Source organism: Mucilaginibacter sp. FW306-07-L, from assembly GCF_058782065.1.
On record NZ_JBYSXI010000002.1, the window covers coordinates 120,243 to 135,630 of the forward strand.

13 protein-coding genes are annotated in these 15,388 nt (G+C 45.3%); 2 read left to right on the top strand and 11 right to left on the bottom strand.

Going from position 1 to position 15,388, the window contains the following annotated elements; genetic code table 11:
- Nucleotide 1: 1 nt before the first annotated feature.
- The 10 genes from AC3WJC_RS10705 to AC3WJC_RS10750 form a co-directional block, all read right to left on the bottom strand.
- Complete coding sequence (locus AC3WJC_RS10705; RefSeq protein WP_492399096.1) at nucleotides 2-874, bottom strand: sugar phosphate isomerase/epimerase family protein; 873 nt, start codon at nucleotides 872-874, stop codon at nucleotides 2-4.
- 53 nt (nucleotides 875-927) lie between these two features.
- A complete protein-coding gene (locus tag AC3WJC_RS10710) occupies nucleotides 928-2,169 on the bottom strand; it encodes a nucleoside permease (RefSeq protein WP_492399097.1) in 1,242 nt (413 codons plus the stop codon).
- A gap of 27 nt (nucleotides 2,170-2,196) precedes the next feature.
- On the bottom strand, nucleotides 2,197-2,706 hold the full coding sequence (locus tag AC3WJC_RS10715; protein WP_492399098.1) for a c-type cytochrome: 510 nt from the start codon (nucleotides 2,704-2,706) through the stop codon (nucleotides 2,197-2,199).
- A gap of 109 nt (nucleotides 2,707-2,815) precedes the next feature.
- Entirely contained in the window at nucleotides 2,816-3,871 is a 1,056-nt protein-coding gene (locus AC3WJC_RS10720) for a sugar phosphate isomerase/epimerase family protein (protein ID WP_492399099.1), read from the bottom strand.
- Nucleotides 3,872-3,886: 15 nt separating this feature from the next.
- A complete protein-coding gene (locus tag AC3WJC_RS10725) occupies nucleotides 3,887-5,038 on the bottom strand; it encodes a Gfo/Idh/MocA family protein (protein ID WP_492399100.1) in 1,152 nt (383 codons plus the stop codon).
- A 50-nt stretch (nucleotides 5,039-5,088) separates the two neighbouring features.
- On the bottom strand, nucleotides 5,089-6,537 hold the full coding sequence (locus AC3WJC_RS10730; protein WP_492399101.1) for a Gfo/Idh/MocA family protein: 1,449 nt from the start codon (nucleotides 6,535-6,537) through the stop codon (nucleotides 5,089-5,091).
- A 39-nt stretch (nucleotides 6,538-6,576) separates the two neighbouring features.
- Nucleotides 6,577-8,295: a GMC oxidoreductase gene (locus tag AC3WJC_RS10735; RefSeq protein ID WP_492399102.1), complete on the bottom strand. Its 1,719-nt coding sequence runs from the start codon at nucleotides 8,293-8,295 to the stop codon at nucleotides 6,577-6,579.
- Nucleotides 8,288-8,839: a gluconate 2-dehydrogenase subunit 3 family protein gene (locus tag AC3WJC_RS10740; protein ID WP_492399103.1), complete on the bottom strand. Its 552-nt coding sequence runs from the start codon at nucleotides 8,837-8,839 to the stop codon at nucleotides 8,288-8,290. Before AC3WJC_RS10740 ends, AC3WJC_RS10735 begins: the two co-directional genes overlap by 8 nt.
- A 126-nt stretch (nucleotides 8,840-8,965) precedes the next feature.
- Nucleotides 8,966-9,874 carry a sugar phosphate isomerase/epimerase family protein gene (locus AC3WJC_RS10745; RefSeq protein ID WP_492399104.1) on the bottom strand — a complete coding sequence of 303 codons (909 nt, stop codon included), beginning with the start codon at nucleotides 9,872-9,874 and terminating at the stop codon, nucleotides 8,966-8,968.
- 150 nt (nucleotides 9,875-10,024) lie between these two features.
- Nucleotides 10,025-11,092: a fatty acid desaturase gene (locus AC3WJC_RS10750; RefSeq protein WP_492399105.1), complete on the bottom strand. Its 1,068-nt coding sequence runs from the start codon at nucleotides 11,090-11,092 to the stop codon at nucleotides 10,025-10,027.
- Nucleotides 11,093-11,345: 253 nt separating this feature from the next.
- Between AC3WJC_RS10750 and AC3WJC_RS10755 the strand changes: the two genes are divergently transcribed.
- Together AC3WJC_RS10755 and AC3WJC_RS10760 are read left to right on the top strand one after the other, a co-directional pair.
- Nucleotides 11,346-14,081, top strand: coding sequence for a TonB-dependent receptor domain-containing protein (locus AC3WJC_RS10755; protein WP_492399106.1), 2,736 nt, complete (start codon nucleotides 11,346-11,348; stop codon nucleotides 14,079-14,081).
- A gap of 52 nt (nucleotides 14,082-14,133) precedes the next feature.
- Nucleotides 14,134-14,826 (top strand): hypothetical protein, encoded by a 693-nt coding sequence (locus AC3WJC_RS10760; protein ID WP_492399107.1) that lies wholly within the window; start codon nucleotides 14,134-14,136, stop codon nucleotides 14,824-14,826.
- A gap of 43 nt (nucleotides 14,827-14,869) precedes the next feature.
- On the opposite strand, the gene AC3WJC_RS10765 is transcribed toward AC3WJC_RS10760, so the two are convergent.
- Nucleotides 14,870-15,367 carry an FKBP-type peptidyl-prolyl cis-trans isomerase gene (locus AC3WJC_RS10765; protein ID WP_492399108.1) on the bottom strand — a complete coding sequence of 166 codons (498 nt, stop codon included), beginning with the start codon at nucleotides 15,365-15,367 and terminating at the stop codon, nucleotides 14,870-14,872.
- Nucleotides 15,368-15,388 lie beyond the last annotated feature (21 nt).

The window sequence follows — 15,388 nt, forward strand, 5'->3', positions numbered from 1 at the left end:
ATTATATAGATAATGTTTTAACGTGCGCTATGCTTTCGCTTATGCTAACGTAAGGATCAATATTAGTAAAGTTTTCCTGCTCAACTATAAAATGCTTAATGCCCGCTTTTTGCGCGATAGCGAATATTGATTTATAGTCGATAAGGCCTTTACCTATTTCGGTATTAAGTTCCTTGTTGGCTTTATCGGCATCCTTTACATGTACCAGTTTAAAGCGGCCCGGGTGCTCGGTAAGCATTTTAACCGGATCAAGGTTTGAGCGGTAAACCCAGTACAAATCAAGCTCAAGGGTAACCAGGTTTACATCGGTTTCTTTTAGTAATACATCATAAAAAGAGGTATCGCCAACCGGTTTCCACTCAAAGTTGTGGTTATGGTAACCGAATTTTAAACCTGCTTTTTTAACCAGCTCGCCGGCCTGATTAAATTTTTGCGCCATGGCTTTGCACTTATCAACGGTGTCGATCAGTTCGCCGCCCATCCATGGTAAAATTACGTAGGTTGAGCCGATTGTTTTAGCCGCCTCAATAGCTTCGTTTATCTCCTTATCGCTACCATCGCGAAAGTATGATTCAATACCATAGTGCCCACTTGGCGAAACCAGTCCGTTAGCTTTTAACAACTGGCTGTATGCTTTGGCATCTAAACCCCAAAAACCGTTTTGTTTGGAGTAACCATAGGTTTCAACTTCTTTGTAACCTGCTTTGGCAACCTTTTCAGTTACGCCTTTAACGTCTTTAGGCAGGTAGTCGCGCAGGCTGTAAAGCTGTAAGCCAACTTTACTTACGCCTTTGGCCGATGACAGATCGGGCTTTAAAAGCATGGCAGCGCCCATTAAACCGGCCTGACCTAAAAATGTACGTCTGTTTGTCATGTGCAATATTTTTATTGTTATTACTTTGATTAAGTATTAGTCGATTAGTTTAATTACAAAACAATTTCAGCATCCTCGGCATTAACGCCCGGTTGTGTTTCAACGTGTTTTCTATCTTTAAAAAATAACAGGAACAGAATTAATACTACTGCTGCAATGCCTGCCGGTACTAACCAGATCGATTGCCAGTTATGCGTATCAGCCCCGGTTTTCCAGTGATCTACTATCGGCCCGGATATATAAGAACCTATCAACATACCTACGCCATAAGTAGCTAATGTGATGAAGCCCTGAGCGGCACTTTTAAAGCGTTCGCCTGCCAGGTTATCCGTATAAATCTGACCGGTAACAAAGAAGAAATCGTAACAGATACCATGCAGGACGATACCTGCAATCAGCATATAATAATTGGTATCGGCATTGCCATAGGCAAAAAAGATATAACGTATTACCCAGGCAACCATACCCAACGCGAGCATTTTTTTAACACCCAAACGCACAAAGAATAAAGGCATCAAAATCATGAACAAGAACTCAGATACCTGACCAAAAGCCTGCACGCCTGCCGCGCCTTTCATCCCCACCTCATTTAAAAAGCGGTTGGTAAAGTTATAGTAAAATGCCAGCGGAACGCAGATAGCTACTGACGCTAAAAAGAAGGTGAGGTATGATTTATTTTTAAGTAAGCCGATAGAATCCAGGCCTATGATATCGCCAAAAGTAGTTTTTTGACCTTTTTTAGCCGGAGGGGTATCAGGCAAAGTAAAGCTTAATAAACCTAATAATAAGGACGCTGTACCAGCCATTTTAAAGGTAAGTACTAACTGGTTGCTTTTTTCCCAGCCTAACCAGCCGATAGTAACGCCCGCAATGATCCAGCCGATGGTGCCTAATACACGGATGGGCGGAAACTCCTTGCTCGGATCTTTCATCTGCTTAAACGCTACTGAGTTAACCAGCGCCAGCGTAGGCATATAAACAATCATATATGCTAATATAACCGGATAAAAGCCTTCAAAATTAGTTATGGTGGTAGCATACCAAAGCAAGCCGGCTCCTATCAGGTGTAATACACCTAATACTTTTTGTGCCGAAAAATACTTATCGGCTATTAAACCGATAATGAACGGAGCAATAATAGCGCCCCATGATTGCGTAGCGTAAGCAACACCGTTTTGAAAATCGGTAGCGTTAAGTGATTTTAAATAAGTTCCCAGCGTAACAAACCAGCTACCCCAGATGAAAAACTCCAGGAACATCATGGCTGATAATTTAAAGCGGTTAGTAAAGGTCATTTTTATTGGTTGATTTTGGTTTAATTGTTATTTAACCGCTAATATATACTTTACCATCTCTTTTGCATCATTTTTTGACACATTAGGATGCGGGCTCATCGGTATCTGGCCCCAGTTGCCTGAGCCACCATTTATTACCTTATCGGCAAGCATATCAATATTAGCCGTGGTTGGTTTATACTTTTTAGCTACATCGGCATACGCCGGGCCAACCAGCTTAACATCTTCCTTGTGGCAGGTAAGGCAGTCACTGGCCTTAATCAGTTCGCCGCCCTTTACTGAACCGGCTACCGCTTCAGCTTTTTCGGGTTTCTCCTTTTTTTCAGGCTTCTCGGCTTGTTCCGGTTTTTCTTTCTTTTCTTGTGGCTCAGGTTTTTCGGTAATTGCCGTGGTATCATTACCCGCTACCGAATCCGTTGCCGCCACTTCAGTAGCATCGGCTGCAGTGGTATCAGCATCCTCAGTTTTGGTTTTGGTTTCGCCTCCGCATGATGCAAACAGTACACCCGCGGTAAGTAGTATAAAAAGCTTTTTCATAGGTATGGTATTTAAATTGTCAATTAACATTACCGTTCAAAAAGACAATTTGTTTCAATAACACTGTTATTGAAAGCCCACTTCATTAGAAGCGGGCTTTTAGTTGGTTTTATTCTAAACCTAATAATCTGCGGTTATAGCTATCATCGCCGCCTGCTGATGCGAAGTCGTCGAATGCGTGATCGGTTACGTGGATGATGTGGTTTTTGATAAACTCGGCACCTTCGCGCGCACCATCCTGCGGATGTTTAAGGGCACACTCCCATTCTAATACTGCCCAGCCTTCAAAATCGTAAGCAGCCATTTTGCTGAAGATCGCCTTAAAGTCAACCTGCCCGTCGCCTAATGAGCGGAAACGACCTGCGCGGTCAACCCAGTTTTGATAGCCGCCATATACGCCCTGCCTACCAGTTGGGTTAAACTCGGCATCCTTAACATGGAACATTTTGATGCGTTCGTGGTAGATGTCGATATATTCCAGATAATCCAGGCATTGCAGTACAAAGTGCGATGGATCATACAGCAAACAGGCGCGTTTATGATTGTTTACTTTTTCAAGGAACATCTCATAAGTAATACCATCATGCAGATCCTCGCCCGGGTGTATCTCATAGCAAAGGTCAATACCATGCTCGTCAAACACATTTAGGATAGGCTCCCAGCGTTTGGCGAGTTCGGTAAAGGCGGTATCAACCAAACCCGCGGGGCGTTGCGGCCACGGGTAAACAGTTTGCCAGATCAGCGCGCCGCTAAAGGTTACATGGGCATTTAAACCCAGGTTTTGTGAGGCTTTGGCAGCGTATTTTAACTGCTGTACCGCCCACTCCTGACGAGCCTTCGGGTTATTACGGTATTGCTCGGGCGCAAATGCATCAAACAACTGATCGTACGCCGGATTAACGGCAACCAACTGACCTTGCAGGTGGGTTGAAAGTTCGGTGATCTCTAAACCGGCCTCGTTAACAATGCCTTTTATCTCGTCGGCATAGGTTTGGCTTTCGGCCGCTTTTTGTATGTCGATGTAATGCGGATCATTGGTTGGCAGTTGTACCCCTTTGTAGCCTAAACCTTTTGCCCAATCGCAAATAGATTTCAGGTTATCAAACGGTGCGTTAGGGCCAACAAACTGGGCTAAAAATATTCCGGGTCCTTTAATGGTTCTCATATTTTTTATAGGTTATTAGATCACAAAATCAGTCCACTTTTTATCCGACTTGCCCGAAGCGATCACGTTCTCCACAAACGCCATCCCGCGTACGCCTTCTTCCACTCCCGGAAAATCAAGCCATTCAGGCTTCGCTTCTTTGCCCTCAATTGAGGCTTTAACGGTTAAAGCAAAGTTCTTATACAGGTTGGCAAAAGCTTCCAGGTAACCTTCAGGGTGACCGGCCGGTGCACGCATGTTGCTGGTTACATACCCGCTGGTGTAACCGCCGCCGGTACGCCATATTTCGGTTGGCTTATCCAGGTATTTAACCAATAAGGTATTGGCTATATCCTGCTGCCACTCAATGCCGCCGGTTTCGCCATAAACCCGAATTTTAACGTTGTTCTCGTCGCCAGCGGCAATTTGCGTAGCCATCAGTACGCCGCTGGCACCGTTATCATATTTTAACAGCACGGCACCGTCGTCATCCAGCTTACGGCCTTCAACTACTACGTTGATATCGGCATTCAGCTTGGTGGTTTGCAAACCGCTTACATATTCGGCCAGGTTAAAGGCATGGGTACCGATATCGCCCATGGCACCTGCTATTCCGCTTTTACCCGGATCGGTACGCCATGAGGCCTGTTTGTTATCCTCTCCCTCTAAAAAGGTGCTTAGCCATCCCTGCGGATACTCTACATACACCTTACGCACTTTACCGATTTTACCTGAAGCAACAAGTTGTTTAGCCTCTTTTACCATTGGATAACCGGTGTAAGTGTGTGTTAAGCAAAACAGCTTGCCACTGCTTTTTACTACCTTTTCCAGTTCCTTAGCCTCGTCGAGCGAGAAGGTCATGGGTTTATCCAATATCACGTGAAAACCATTCTCCAAAGCCAGTTTGGTTGGCTCAAAGTGTACGTGGTTTGGGGTTACTATGCTGATCACCTGCACGCGTTCATCTTCGGGCAATTGCTTTTCTTTTTCGATAAGCTCCTGGTACGAAGTGTAGGCACGCTCAGGCGATACACCAAGTGCTAAACCGCTGGCGCGGGATTTTTCGGCATTGCTGCTGAAAGCGCCGGCTACCAGTTCATAATGGTCGTCAATACGTGAGGCAATTCGGTGGATAGCGCCAATAAAAGCCCCTTGCCCACCGCCAATCATTGCTAATTTCAGTTTCATCGGTTGTGTTTATATTCTCAGATATTTATTCGCTCAGGCGGCGGGTGTAATTATACACCCAGCTTCCAACCTTCACGGTATTCGCGTTTTACGTATTGGTTAACAGCATCAAAGTTGGTCACCTTCATGTTCTGGTTATCCCAGATCAGTTTAATATCGTTACCTGGGAATGAGCCTCTGCCCTGCGCATCCTTAACCTCAACCGCATGGCCCCTGATAGAAAGGTTAGCCATTAGCAATGCCTCGGTTAACGGACCGGCGATCTCAAACGGTGAGCTCACTTCCATTTTACCGTAACCGGCTAAACAAGCCTCAACCCATTGCGCGTAGTGGCCTTCATCACCACCCGGTACACGTTTAATGGTTTTAGCGACATTGGCCTCTTTGGTGCGAGATAATGGCAATAACTGCGGGTTAACCGCGTAAGTACCGGCCATCATTTTACCTTTTGAACCCACGAACAACATACCGTTACCGCCATCGCCAAAAGTTTCGTTCGGGCCAAGTTCAGCAGGCCTTTCCGGTTGAATGCCGCCGTCCATCCAGTGGATAGTTACATCGCCTTTGGTTTTGGCCGTTTTTGGGAACGTCATGGTGATATGGCTTGACGGCGGACAGCTTTCAGGGAAATAACCTTTCCTGAAGATGTCAGTATAAACTGTACCCACGCTTGATTGTACGTCCTTAACATAGGTCAAATCTAACAAACGGAAGGCAGGTTCCATGATGTGGCAACCCATATCGCCTAAGGCGCCTGTACCGTAATCCCACCAGCCGCGCCAGTTAAACGGTACTAATTTTTCAATATAATCCTTATTTGGAGCGGTACCCAGCCATAGATCCCAATCCAGTTCTTTTGGTATTGCGGCTTTGTTTGATGGCCATGGAATACCCTGCGGCCATACGGGGCGGTCTGTCCAGCAGTAAATGGTATTTACATCACCGATAAGGCCTGCATCAAACCATTCCTTTAACTGCCTTACACCATCGCCTGATGAACCTTGGTTACCCATTTGGGTTACTACCTTATATTTTTTTGCGGCATCGGTTAAAACGCGCGCTTCATAAATATCGTGGGTTAAAGGTTTTTGTATATATACGTGCTTTTTAAGCTGCATAGCCGCCAGGCCGATAATGGCGTGGTTATGATCCGGCGTTGAAACCGATACGGCATCGATATGCTTGTGCTCTTTTTCCAGCAGTTTACGCCAGTCTTTATAGTATTTAGCTTTAGGGAAATTCTTTACGGATTCCGCTGCTTCGCGATCATCCACATCGCAGAGGTATGCTATTTCAGCCTTACCGCTTTTGTAAAAGTTAGCGATATCGCTTTTGCCTTTGCCGCCCGCACCTACGCCGGCTACAATAAGCTTATCGCTTGGGGCGGTAAACCCTTTGCCACCAAGCACGTGGCGTGGCACAATCATGAATGAGGCGGCCGCGATCGCCCCGCTTTTAATAAAACTTCTTCTCGAATTGTTTTCAGTTTCTTTTGTCATGGTAAGTACTGATGTATAGTTTATTTTAACTTAATTGATTTAAAGGTTTCCTTTTTTCATTTCGTTTACGGCATAATCTACCGAGCGGGCGGTAAAGGCCATGTAAGTTAGTGAAGGGTTTTGGCAGGCGGTTGAGGTCATGCTGGCACCATCGGTAACAAACACATTGCTACAGGTATGCACCTGGTTCCATTTGTTAAGGATGGATGTTTTAGGATCATGCCCCATACGTGCGCCCCCCATCTCGTGTATGTCAAGCCCCGGCGCCTTGCCCTGGGCTACACTCTTACGGATGTTTTTAAAGCCCGCGGTGTCAAACATTTCGCTTACCTGCTCCAGGTAGTCGTCGGTCATTTTACGGTCGTTATCATCATAATCAACCGAGATACGCAGCAGCGGCATACCCCATTGGTCTTTCTGATCTTTATCCAGCTTAACGTAGTTGCTTTCTTTCGGTATGGTTTCGCCCATCATGTGCGAGCCTACACCCCAGCCGCCCATTTTAGGGCTACTTAAAGAGGCTTTCAAGTTGCTGCCTACGCCGGAGCTATCGGCATGGGTTGAACGGTAAGCACCCAATCCGGCGGCGTAACCGCGTAAAAAGTTGGTTTCCTGCTTATAAACGTTGCGGAAGCGTGGCATGTAACCGCCACCAGCCGGGTTGCGGCCTTCGGTTTTAAATTCGGTAAACCCATCCACATCGGCATTAACCGTAGCGGTATAAAGGTGAAACGCTACGTATTTGCCCAGCACGCCGCTATCATTACCCAAGCCGTTAGGGAAACGGTTTGAGGTAGAATTAAGCAGTATCATGTTGGTATTTAATGCTGCTGCGTTAACAAAAATAATGCGGGCATAATACTCTATAACTTCTTTGGTATTGGTATCTATCACGCGTACGCCGGTAGCTTTACCCTTGCTTTCATCGTAGATAATCGATTGCACAACCGAGAATGGGCGTAAGGTCATGTTGCCTGATTTCATGGCCCAGGGGATGGTAGAGGCATTACTGCTAAAGTAGCCGCCAAACGGACAACCACGCTGGCAAAGCACCCTGTTTTGGCACTGTACCCTGCCCTGCTCAAAGTGGATCGGCTCCGGTTTAGAAAGGTGCGCGCAACGCGCGCTGATTACATGGCGGTTTTGATAATTCTTTTTAACATGTGAACTAAAAAACTGCTCAACGGTATTTAAAGGGAAAGCCGGTAAAAACTCACCATCGGGTAGTTCGGCAATGCCATCCTTATTGCCCGATATACCGGCAAACTTTTCAACGTAACTGTACCACGGCGCAATGTCGGCATAACGAATAGGCCAGTCGACCGCGAAACCATCGCGCGCCGGGCCTTCAAAGTCAAAGTCGCTCCAACGCTGGGTTTGGCGTGCCCATAGCAGCGATTTACCGCCAACCTGGTAGCCACGTATCCAATCGAAAGGTTTTTCCTGTACATAAGGGTGCTCCTTATCCTTCACAAAAAAATGAGCCGCATCCTCATGGAAAGCGTAGCAACGTGAAACGATAGGGTTTTCTTCCCGTATGGCCAGCGGCATTTCATTACGGTGTTTAAACTCCCAGGGATACATACTGGTGGTTGGGTAATCAATGTTATGCTTAACATCGCGCCCACGCTCAAGCACCAGTGTTTTAAGGCCCTTGCCTGTAAGTTCTTTAGCAGCCCATCCCCCGCTTATTCCTGATCCAATAACAATGGCATCAAATGTGCGTTCCTTAACGCTGTCGATGTTCAAATTAGCCATGCTTAACTGCTGTGTTTTTTGTTTTTACAGGTACGTTTACATTGTACCTGCCCGGTACCAATTCGTAAACAACCTTTTTTGTCATGAAATATTTTGATTGGGTATAACCCTGTACTGTTTTATCCTTAGTGATGCGATAAAAGCTGTTTAACTCTTCCGGAAAATTATTTTTTTGCTGGATAGAAAGCAAAAGCGCCTCACGCTGCGCCTGCGGCCACAGGGCAAATGCCTTAGAATTATTTTTGGCGGTAAGCGCCGCGAATTGTTTTAAGCCATCGGTAAATTGCTGCTGATCTTTTTTGCTGTAGCAATCATCAAGCATAAGCAATACAAACAGGTGCAGGCCCAGATCCTTGGCACCAGGCGATGCTGTTTTAGGTATAATGGTTTCGGCAACCTCGGCCAGCAGTTTCTCCTGCGCCGGGGTGATACTGAAATTCTTTAACTGTATCTGGCTTGCGCCGCCTGCAAGCATATCCTTAGGGAAAAGCGTAGCTCCGCCTAAAACTAACGCCAGATTTTTTATTGCAACTCTTCTATCCATTAAACTCTTATCAGTGTTGATCATTCAACGCTAAAGGGCGTTAAACTTAGGTTCGGCCGTGGTAAGCCGTGCTTTTCAAACTTAATAACTTTATTATTAAAAAAGTATTATGCGATAAATAAGTTACTAATAGCCCCACTTTTTCATTATCGCCAGGTCAATGCCTGCGCTTTCGCTTTGGCCAAGCCCCTGGTATTCTTCCTGCTCAATTACAAAATACGATGTATTCGCGGTTTTTTGTGCAGCTTTAAGTATCTGTTTTAATGGCAGTAATCCCTTATCCAACCGGCAGCTTTCAAACTTAGGTTTACCTTTTTCTTCGCCAACCCGTATCATGTTTTTTACGTGCATCAGCTCAAACCTGCCGGGGTATTTTTTGATATAATCCATGGCATTGGCACCGGCCATATACATATTCCCCATATCCAGTTGCTGGGCAACCAGTGCCGGGTCGGTATTTTGTAGCATGTAATCAAATAAAAGCATAGAGTCTACACGCTGCTCAAATTCAAAATCGTGGTTGTGGTAACCGAATTTCATGCCGTGCTTTTTGCAAAGTTCGCCGCATTTGTTAAACTGCTCCATGTAGGGTTTCATCTCCTCTACCGTTACGGCAGCGCCTGATAATGACGGACTGATCACAAAGCGCTGGCCAATGGCCGCGGCATCCTCAATAGTTTGTTTCCATTTGTCAGTAAAATCATTAGTGGATGCATCCCAGTCCTGCCGGGCCATAGTGATGTGGCCGCTTGGCATAGTAAGGCCGTTGTCACTTAAAATAGCTTTAAATTCTTTCACCGTAAAGCCATAAAACTTGCGGTCGGCATAGTTGGCGTGTTCTACATGGCGATAGCCCAGTTCAGCCAGGCGTTTCAGGGTCGCTTTAGGGTCGGCCCGCATTTCATCACGAACCGAATAAAGCTGAAGAACGGTCCGCTGTAACTTATTACCGGCAGCAAACAGTTGAACAGGCGCTGTGGCGGCGGCAGCAAATACGGCGGCACCTTTTATAAAGTTTCTACGGGAATTATTCATGGCTTAAACTGGTTAAAGCAATACCGCGTTAACAAACCCATCACAGCGGCTTATGCCCTACTAAAGTAGCTATTTTGATGCTTAAATTCCAACTTATTACCTCAAAACCCAAGCGCATAAAAAAAGCCACCTTTCGGGTGGCTGTATGTTTTAAACCTTGGTAAGAAGCAATCCTGTTTTCGGGCAGATGTTATCCGCCACGGGTACTGGCTTATAATATTGCTGATAAAAGCGCTTCTTTGAATCGTTATAACAGGTTACCGCACCTAAAAAGTGCATAGCCTTTATGTAATACCACGCCATATCAACCTGGTATGGCTTAAAGCCAGAACGTGCGCTTTTAGGAAACAGGTGGTGATTGTTATGCCACTCGCCCGCTACTATACCCGGCCATAGTTGATTAACAGACATATCGTTACGGTTATGGTCAACACCTTCGCGGCGCATATCCTTACCTTTACCGTGGCCTTCGTAATTAAAGGTACGCACGCCTACCGCCCAAAAACCGGCGGCACCAAGCAGCGCGCAAGCCAAAGCTACACCACCAAGCAGGTAAAATACGGTAAACCAAAAGCCCCAGCTTAATAATACGCCGGCTACGGTATAAAAAGGATTGGCTACTGTGCCCCATTTTTTGTATTGCGCATAAGTATTGGCTTTTATGCCGGTGTGTTTCATGAGGGTTACGCAACGGTTATAATCGCTCTCGCTCATGTTGCGGTTGATAGGCTGATGATTGGCATCGGCCAAAAAACAATATAAAAAGCCGCCTGTAGCGTTATACGGATCGCCGGGTTGATCAGAAAGCGCGTGATGCACGTGGTGCGAGATCACATATATTTCTTCCGGGATGATTTTCAGGGTAAGGTTTTGCGTAACAAAACGCCAAAAGTTATTGCGGAATTTAAACGCGCGGTGTGTGCAGTAACGATGGTACCAGATAGTGCCATGCGTGCCCATAACTACCATGCTGTACAAAAAGGTTATCAGCAGCAGCTTTAAGCTGAAGTATTTAAAGATGAATAATAGAAAGAAGGGGGTTAAGGCTATAACCATCAGCCAGCTCATTAAGGGCAGCCAGTTACGGCGGTCTTTAAAAATATTCATCCGGCCGGCAAAAGCACTGAGGATTTGAGCGGTTGAGGGTTTTGAAAGGTTGCCCTCACTGTCCTGCCAACCGTATGCAGGCGCTTCAAGTACCGTATGGATAAAAGCCATATATATTAAAATGGGTTAAAAATTTAAACTGTTAGGAAAGGGTGGAAGATAAGGATAATATATCACACTAATGTAAAAATCTTTACAACCCGTGTGAATTAGCATGCTGAGAGATTTCGGGTATTAAACGCAGTAATATCAATTAAATTGCCTTTTTTAATAATTACTGCAACATTTATATTACACATAACAGGGCTGTTAAACTATAAGTTACCTTCATTGTCGAACACACCAACTTAACCCCTGCTATCCATTGAAAAAACTTATACTTATCATTTTCGCACTTGTTATAAGCCATGCAGCACTCGCACAAAAGCGGGAGGTAACCGGCAGCGTGGTCGACAGCACCAACGTTACCCTACCCGGCATCAGCGTAAAATTGGTTACCGCTACCGACAGCATGTCTGTCGCTACCGACCTGGAAGGCAAATTCAAATTCCCGGCAGTTAAGGGCAACGCTTTTAAACTAACCGTAACGGGTATTGGCTATGAAATTTTTAAAGGTGATTATAAACTTACCGACGCGGCTTCAGCCAATTTAAAGCCCATCAGGCTAAAAACACAGATCAACATTTTGGGCATAGTAAACATTACCGCGTTAAAGCCCCCCATCACCATAAAACAGGATACGGTGGAGTATAATGCCGCGGCCTACAAGGTGCGCGACGGCTCCCCTACCGAAGACCTGCTGAAAAAAATGCCGGGTATTGAGGTGGACAAGGATGGCAACATCAACGCGCATGGTAAGGCGGTTACCAAGGTAAGGGTAAACGGTAAGGACTTTTTCGCGGGAGACCCTAAGCTGGCCACGCAAAACCTGCCTGCCGACATTGTGGAGAACATACAGGTAATTGACGATTATGGCGACCAGGCTAACCTGACCGGCATAAAAACCGGCGAGCCGGCTAAAATATTGAACATCACCATTAAAAAGAACCGTAACGTAGGCAACTTTGGCCGCGTAAATGCCGGCGTGGGTAACGAGAAGCGTTTTAATACCCGTGTATTTGCCAATCACTTTAATAATCAGCAGCAAATATCAGTATTAGGGAATTTTAATAATACAGATGGTAACCAAAACGGAACCAACACCCAACGATCAGGCCAGGTACGGTTTAGCGATGAGTTTGCCAAAAAGTTTAAATTTGACGGGCGCTACAGCATTGACGATAACGACCGCAACACCATCACATCCTCATTAAGAGAAGAACTCTATACCTCGGGCGCTATTACCCGTAACAACCAAAGCAATAATACCAACTGGAACACCAGCCACCATGTTGACTTTAACCTGGAATATAAACCGGACACCCTTAATTTTTTTAAGATAAGCCCCAACTTTAACCTCAGCACATCAGGCAATGACAATAAGCTCGACTTTATAAATAACCGCAATGGCATCACCGATATTGGTCAGCAGTACAATAACGGCAGCAACCGATCACCTAACTACGGGGGTAATTTTTTGTTTAATCACCGGTTCAAAAAAAAGGGGCGCAATTTAAGTGTTAACCTGAACGCGAATTCATCTGATAATACCAACCGGTCGCAAGACTTGTATAATGCCCAAAACCAGCAAAACGGCTTGCGCGATACCATATACCAGCAAATAAATACCGCAGGTTCAACAGACCGTTTTGGAGCAAGCCTGTCATACACGGAGCCGCTTGGCCAAACCACATTTTTAGAAGCTAACTATAACTACAATTATATTGATAACAAGAACGACCGCTTTAACTACCGCATTAATCCGTATACCAATGAGCTTACTTATGTCGACTCGTTAAGCACGGTTTACAATTACCAGTTTATTAATAACCGGTTTGGTTTAAATCTGCGCAGCATAAAAACAAAATACAATTTAACGTTGGGCATGGGCTTTCAGCCTACTACTTTGCAGGGCGAGTTTCAGGGCACACGTACATCGCGCAATACGGTGAATTATATACCTAACGCTAATTTCATATACAAGTTTACACCTAACCGTACGCTTACCTTCAACTTTAACGGCTCAAATCAGCAACCCAGCTTTTACCAGTTACAACCCAAGCCCGACCTGTCAAACCCGCAGAACCGGGTGTATGGCAACCCGGATTTGAAGCCTGAGTTTAACATGCGTTATAGCCTGCGCTTTAACCAGTTTAATGTGCAAAGCGGCAATTCACTATTTGTAAATGTAGATTATAATACCACCGCTAACAACATTGTATCAAACACCAAACCGGTAAGGCTCGATGATACTTCCTCAACTCAAAGCAATGGCCGGTTAATTCAGGAAACCCGTTACCTTAATACTGATGGCTTCTACTCCATTAATGGAAATTATGCTTTTACCACCAAGCCATTTACCAACAAGTCGTTCACGGTATCGCTTAACGGCAGCAGCAATTATAACAACCAGGTAACGTTTATTGAGGATGAACGCAACCTTGTAAAGAACCTTGTTTTAACGCAAGGATTAAAATTCCGTGCGGATATTGACAGTGTGATGGATACCGAGATTAGCGGCAGCTACAGTATCAACACCTCAAAAAACAGCTTAACTAATGACGAACGCCCGCTAAACCGCAATGTAAATACCTGGAACATAGGGCTTGATGGCCGCAGTTATTTTTTTGACGGATGGATATTAGGCTATAATATATACAAGCAAATAAACACCGGCTTTGGCTCGCGCAGTGTGAATCCTGCTATTATAGGCACTTACATTGAGTACCAGTTCCTGGCGCAAAACTCGGCCTCGTTCAGGCTACAGGGGTTTGACCTGCTTAATCAAAACACAGGTATAAGCCGTACGGTAAACGGCAACGTAACGGTCGACTCGCGCACCAACCGTTTAGGGCGATACTTTTTATTTACTTTTAGCTACCGTTTTCGCAAATTTGCAGGCGGCGGTATGGGCGGCGGTCGTGGTGAGCGCCGTGAAGGTGGCTTTGACCGTGGTAGCCGCGGCAATGGCGGCGGCGGTGGAGGCGGCCGCAGAGGCTAATCTCCCGAATTTATTTTTTGCGAAATAAACCTAAGCCCGTTTTTTTACTCTAATGATGATGAAATACCTTTTTACCTTTTTACTATGCGCTGTTACATTAAGCACCGTGGCCCAGGTAACACAAAAAAAGGATGAAAAACTGATACAGGACGTACAGGAGCAATACTCCGTATTGGCCGACAGCCCCTCCGTAAAACACGGGCTTTACCAGGCGGTTTACAAAAAAAAGACAGCCATTGCCAGCGGCCGTTACAACCGCGGCAAGCGTGTTGGCATTTGGCACTATTACAGTAAAAAAGGCGTATTACTTCAAAATTATGATTACGATAAACACGCCATCCTGTTTTCATCTCCGGTTGATACCATGCGTGCCGTACGTTATATAATTGATGATGAAATAAAGCCAAATGATACCATAGCAGCACCGGTAAAGCCGGGCAGCGTATATTTTGGCTACATGGCCTATGTAAAGCAAATTGCTATACCGCCTGATTTAGGAGATGTTGATTATTCAATTTTGACCGGTGTAGTTGAGTTGCTGGTTAGCCCCGGTGGCAGGCTGGCCGATTTTAAGATACGTATAGTATCTCCAAGCGGCTTTATCAATAAGGTGGCTGATATGCCTCTTGATAGTTTATCTGAAGAGGATAAGGTATTTTTACCGGCCTCAAAAAATGGCAATAACGTAGGGATGACCGTTTTGATAACCTGCCGGTTTGATAGCCGCGGGCGGATATACTTTTAACAACAAAGGCGCTTTGAGCGCCTTTGTTATGTTACATTATTTCTTAGTGGCCGTGGTGGCCGTCAGCGCCGTGCGCATGGCCATGAGATAGTTCTTCTTCAGTTGCAGGGCGTACGTTTAGTACAGTGCCTTTAAAGTGCAGTTCCTGCCCTGCCATAGGGTGGTTCAAATCAACAATAACAGCATCCTCGGCTATTGATACTACCTGGCCCTGGAAACGGTTGCCATTATTATCCTGCAAAGGAATGATGGTACCTATTTCGGGAACATCAGCACCCTGAAACATTTCTTTAGGCAAATTAGCTACTGCTTCTTCGTCATATTCACCGTAGGCATCCTCTGCAGTCAGGCGAAATTCGTAAGCATCACCGGCTGAGTGGCTGCTTAAATTCTCTTCAAACTTTGGTAACATCTGGCCTGCACCATATAAAAAGGTAAGTGGTTGCTCCTCGGTCGCGCTTTCTACTTTTTCTTCGGTACCGTTGTTATCAACATACAAATCATATGTTAATGACACTACGTGCTTTGGTTCAATTTTCATTATAGTCGTTTTTATTTATAA

Excerpts from the sequence above, each read along its gene's own strand:
- AC3WJC_RS10725 (WP_492399100.1), bottom strand. The coding sequence starts at position 5,038 with ATGAAACTGAAATTAGCAATGATTGGCGGTGGGCAAGGGGCTTTTATT.
- AC3WJC_RS10765 (WP_492399108.1), bottom strand. The coding sequence starts at position 15,367 with ATGAAAATTGAACCAAAGCACGTAGTGTCATTAACATATGATTTGTAT.
- AC3WJC_RS10715 (WP_492399098.1), bottom strand. The coding sequence starts at position 2,706 with ATGAAAAAGCTTTTTATACTACTTACCGCGGGTGTACTGTTTGCATCA.
- AC3WJC_RS10735 (WP_492399102.1), bottom strand. The coding sequence starts at position 8,295 with ATGGCTAATTTGAACATCGACAGCGTTAAGGAACGCACATTTGATGCC.
- AC3WJC_RS10720 (WP_492399099.1), bottom strand. The coding sequence starts at position 3,871 with ATGAGAACCATTAAAGGACCCGGAATATTTTTAGCCCAGTTTGTTGGC.
- AC3WJC_RS10710 (WP_492399097.1), bottom strand. The coding sequence starts at position 2,169 with ATGACCTTTACTAACCGCTTTAAATTATCAGCCATGATGTTCCTGGAG.
- AC3WJC_RS10745 (WP_492399104.1), bottom strand. The coding sequence starts at position 9,874 with ATGAATAATTCCCGTAGAAACTTTATAAAAGGTGCCGCCGTATTTGCT.
- AC3WJC_RS10730 (WP_492399101.1), bottom strand. The coding sequence starts at position 6,537 with ATGACAAAAGAAACTGAAAACAATTCGAGAAGAAGTTTTATTAAAAGC.
- AC3WJC_RS10760 (WP_492399107.1), top strand. The coding sequence starts at position 14,134 with ATGATGATGAAATACCTTTTTACCTTTTTACTATGCGCTGTTACATTA.
- AC3WJC_RS10750 (WP_492399105.1), bottom strand. The coding sequence starts at position 11,092 with ATGGCTTTTATCCATACGGTACTTGAAGCGCCTGCATACGGTTGGCAG.
- AC3WJC_RS10740 (WP_492399103.1), bottom strand. The coding sequence starts at position 8,839 with ATGGATAGAAGAGTTGCAATAAAAAATCTGGCGTTAGTTTTAGGCGGA.
- AC3WJC_RS10705 (WP_492399096.1), bottom strand. The coding sequence starts at position 874 with ATGACAAACAGACGTACATTTTTAGGTCAGGCCGGTTTAATGGGCGCT.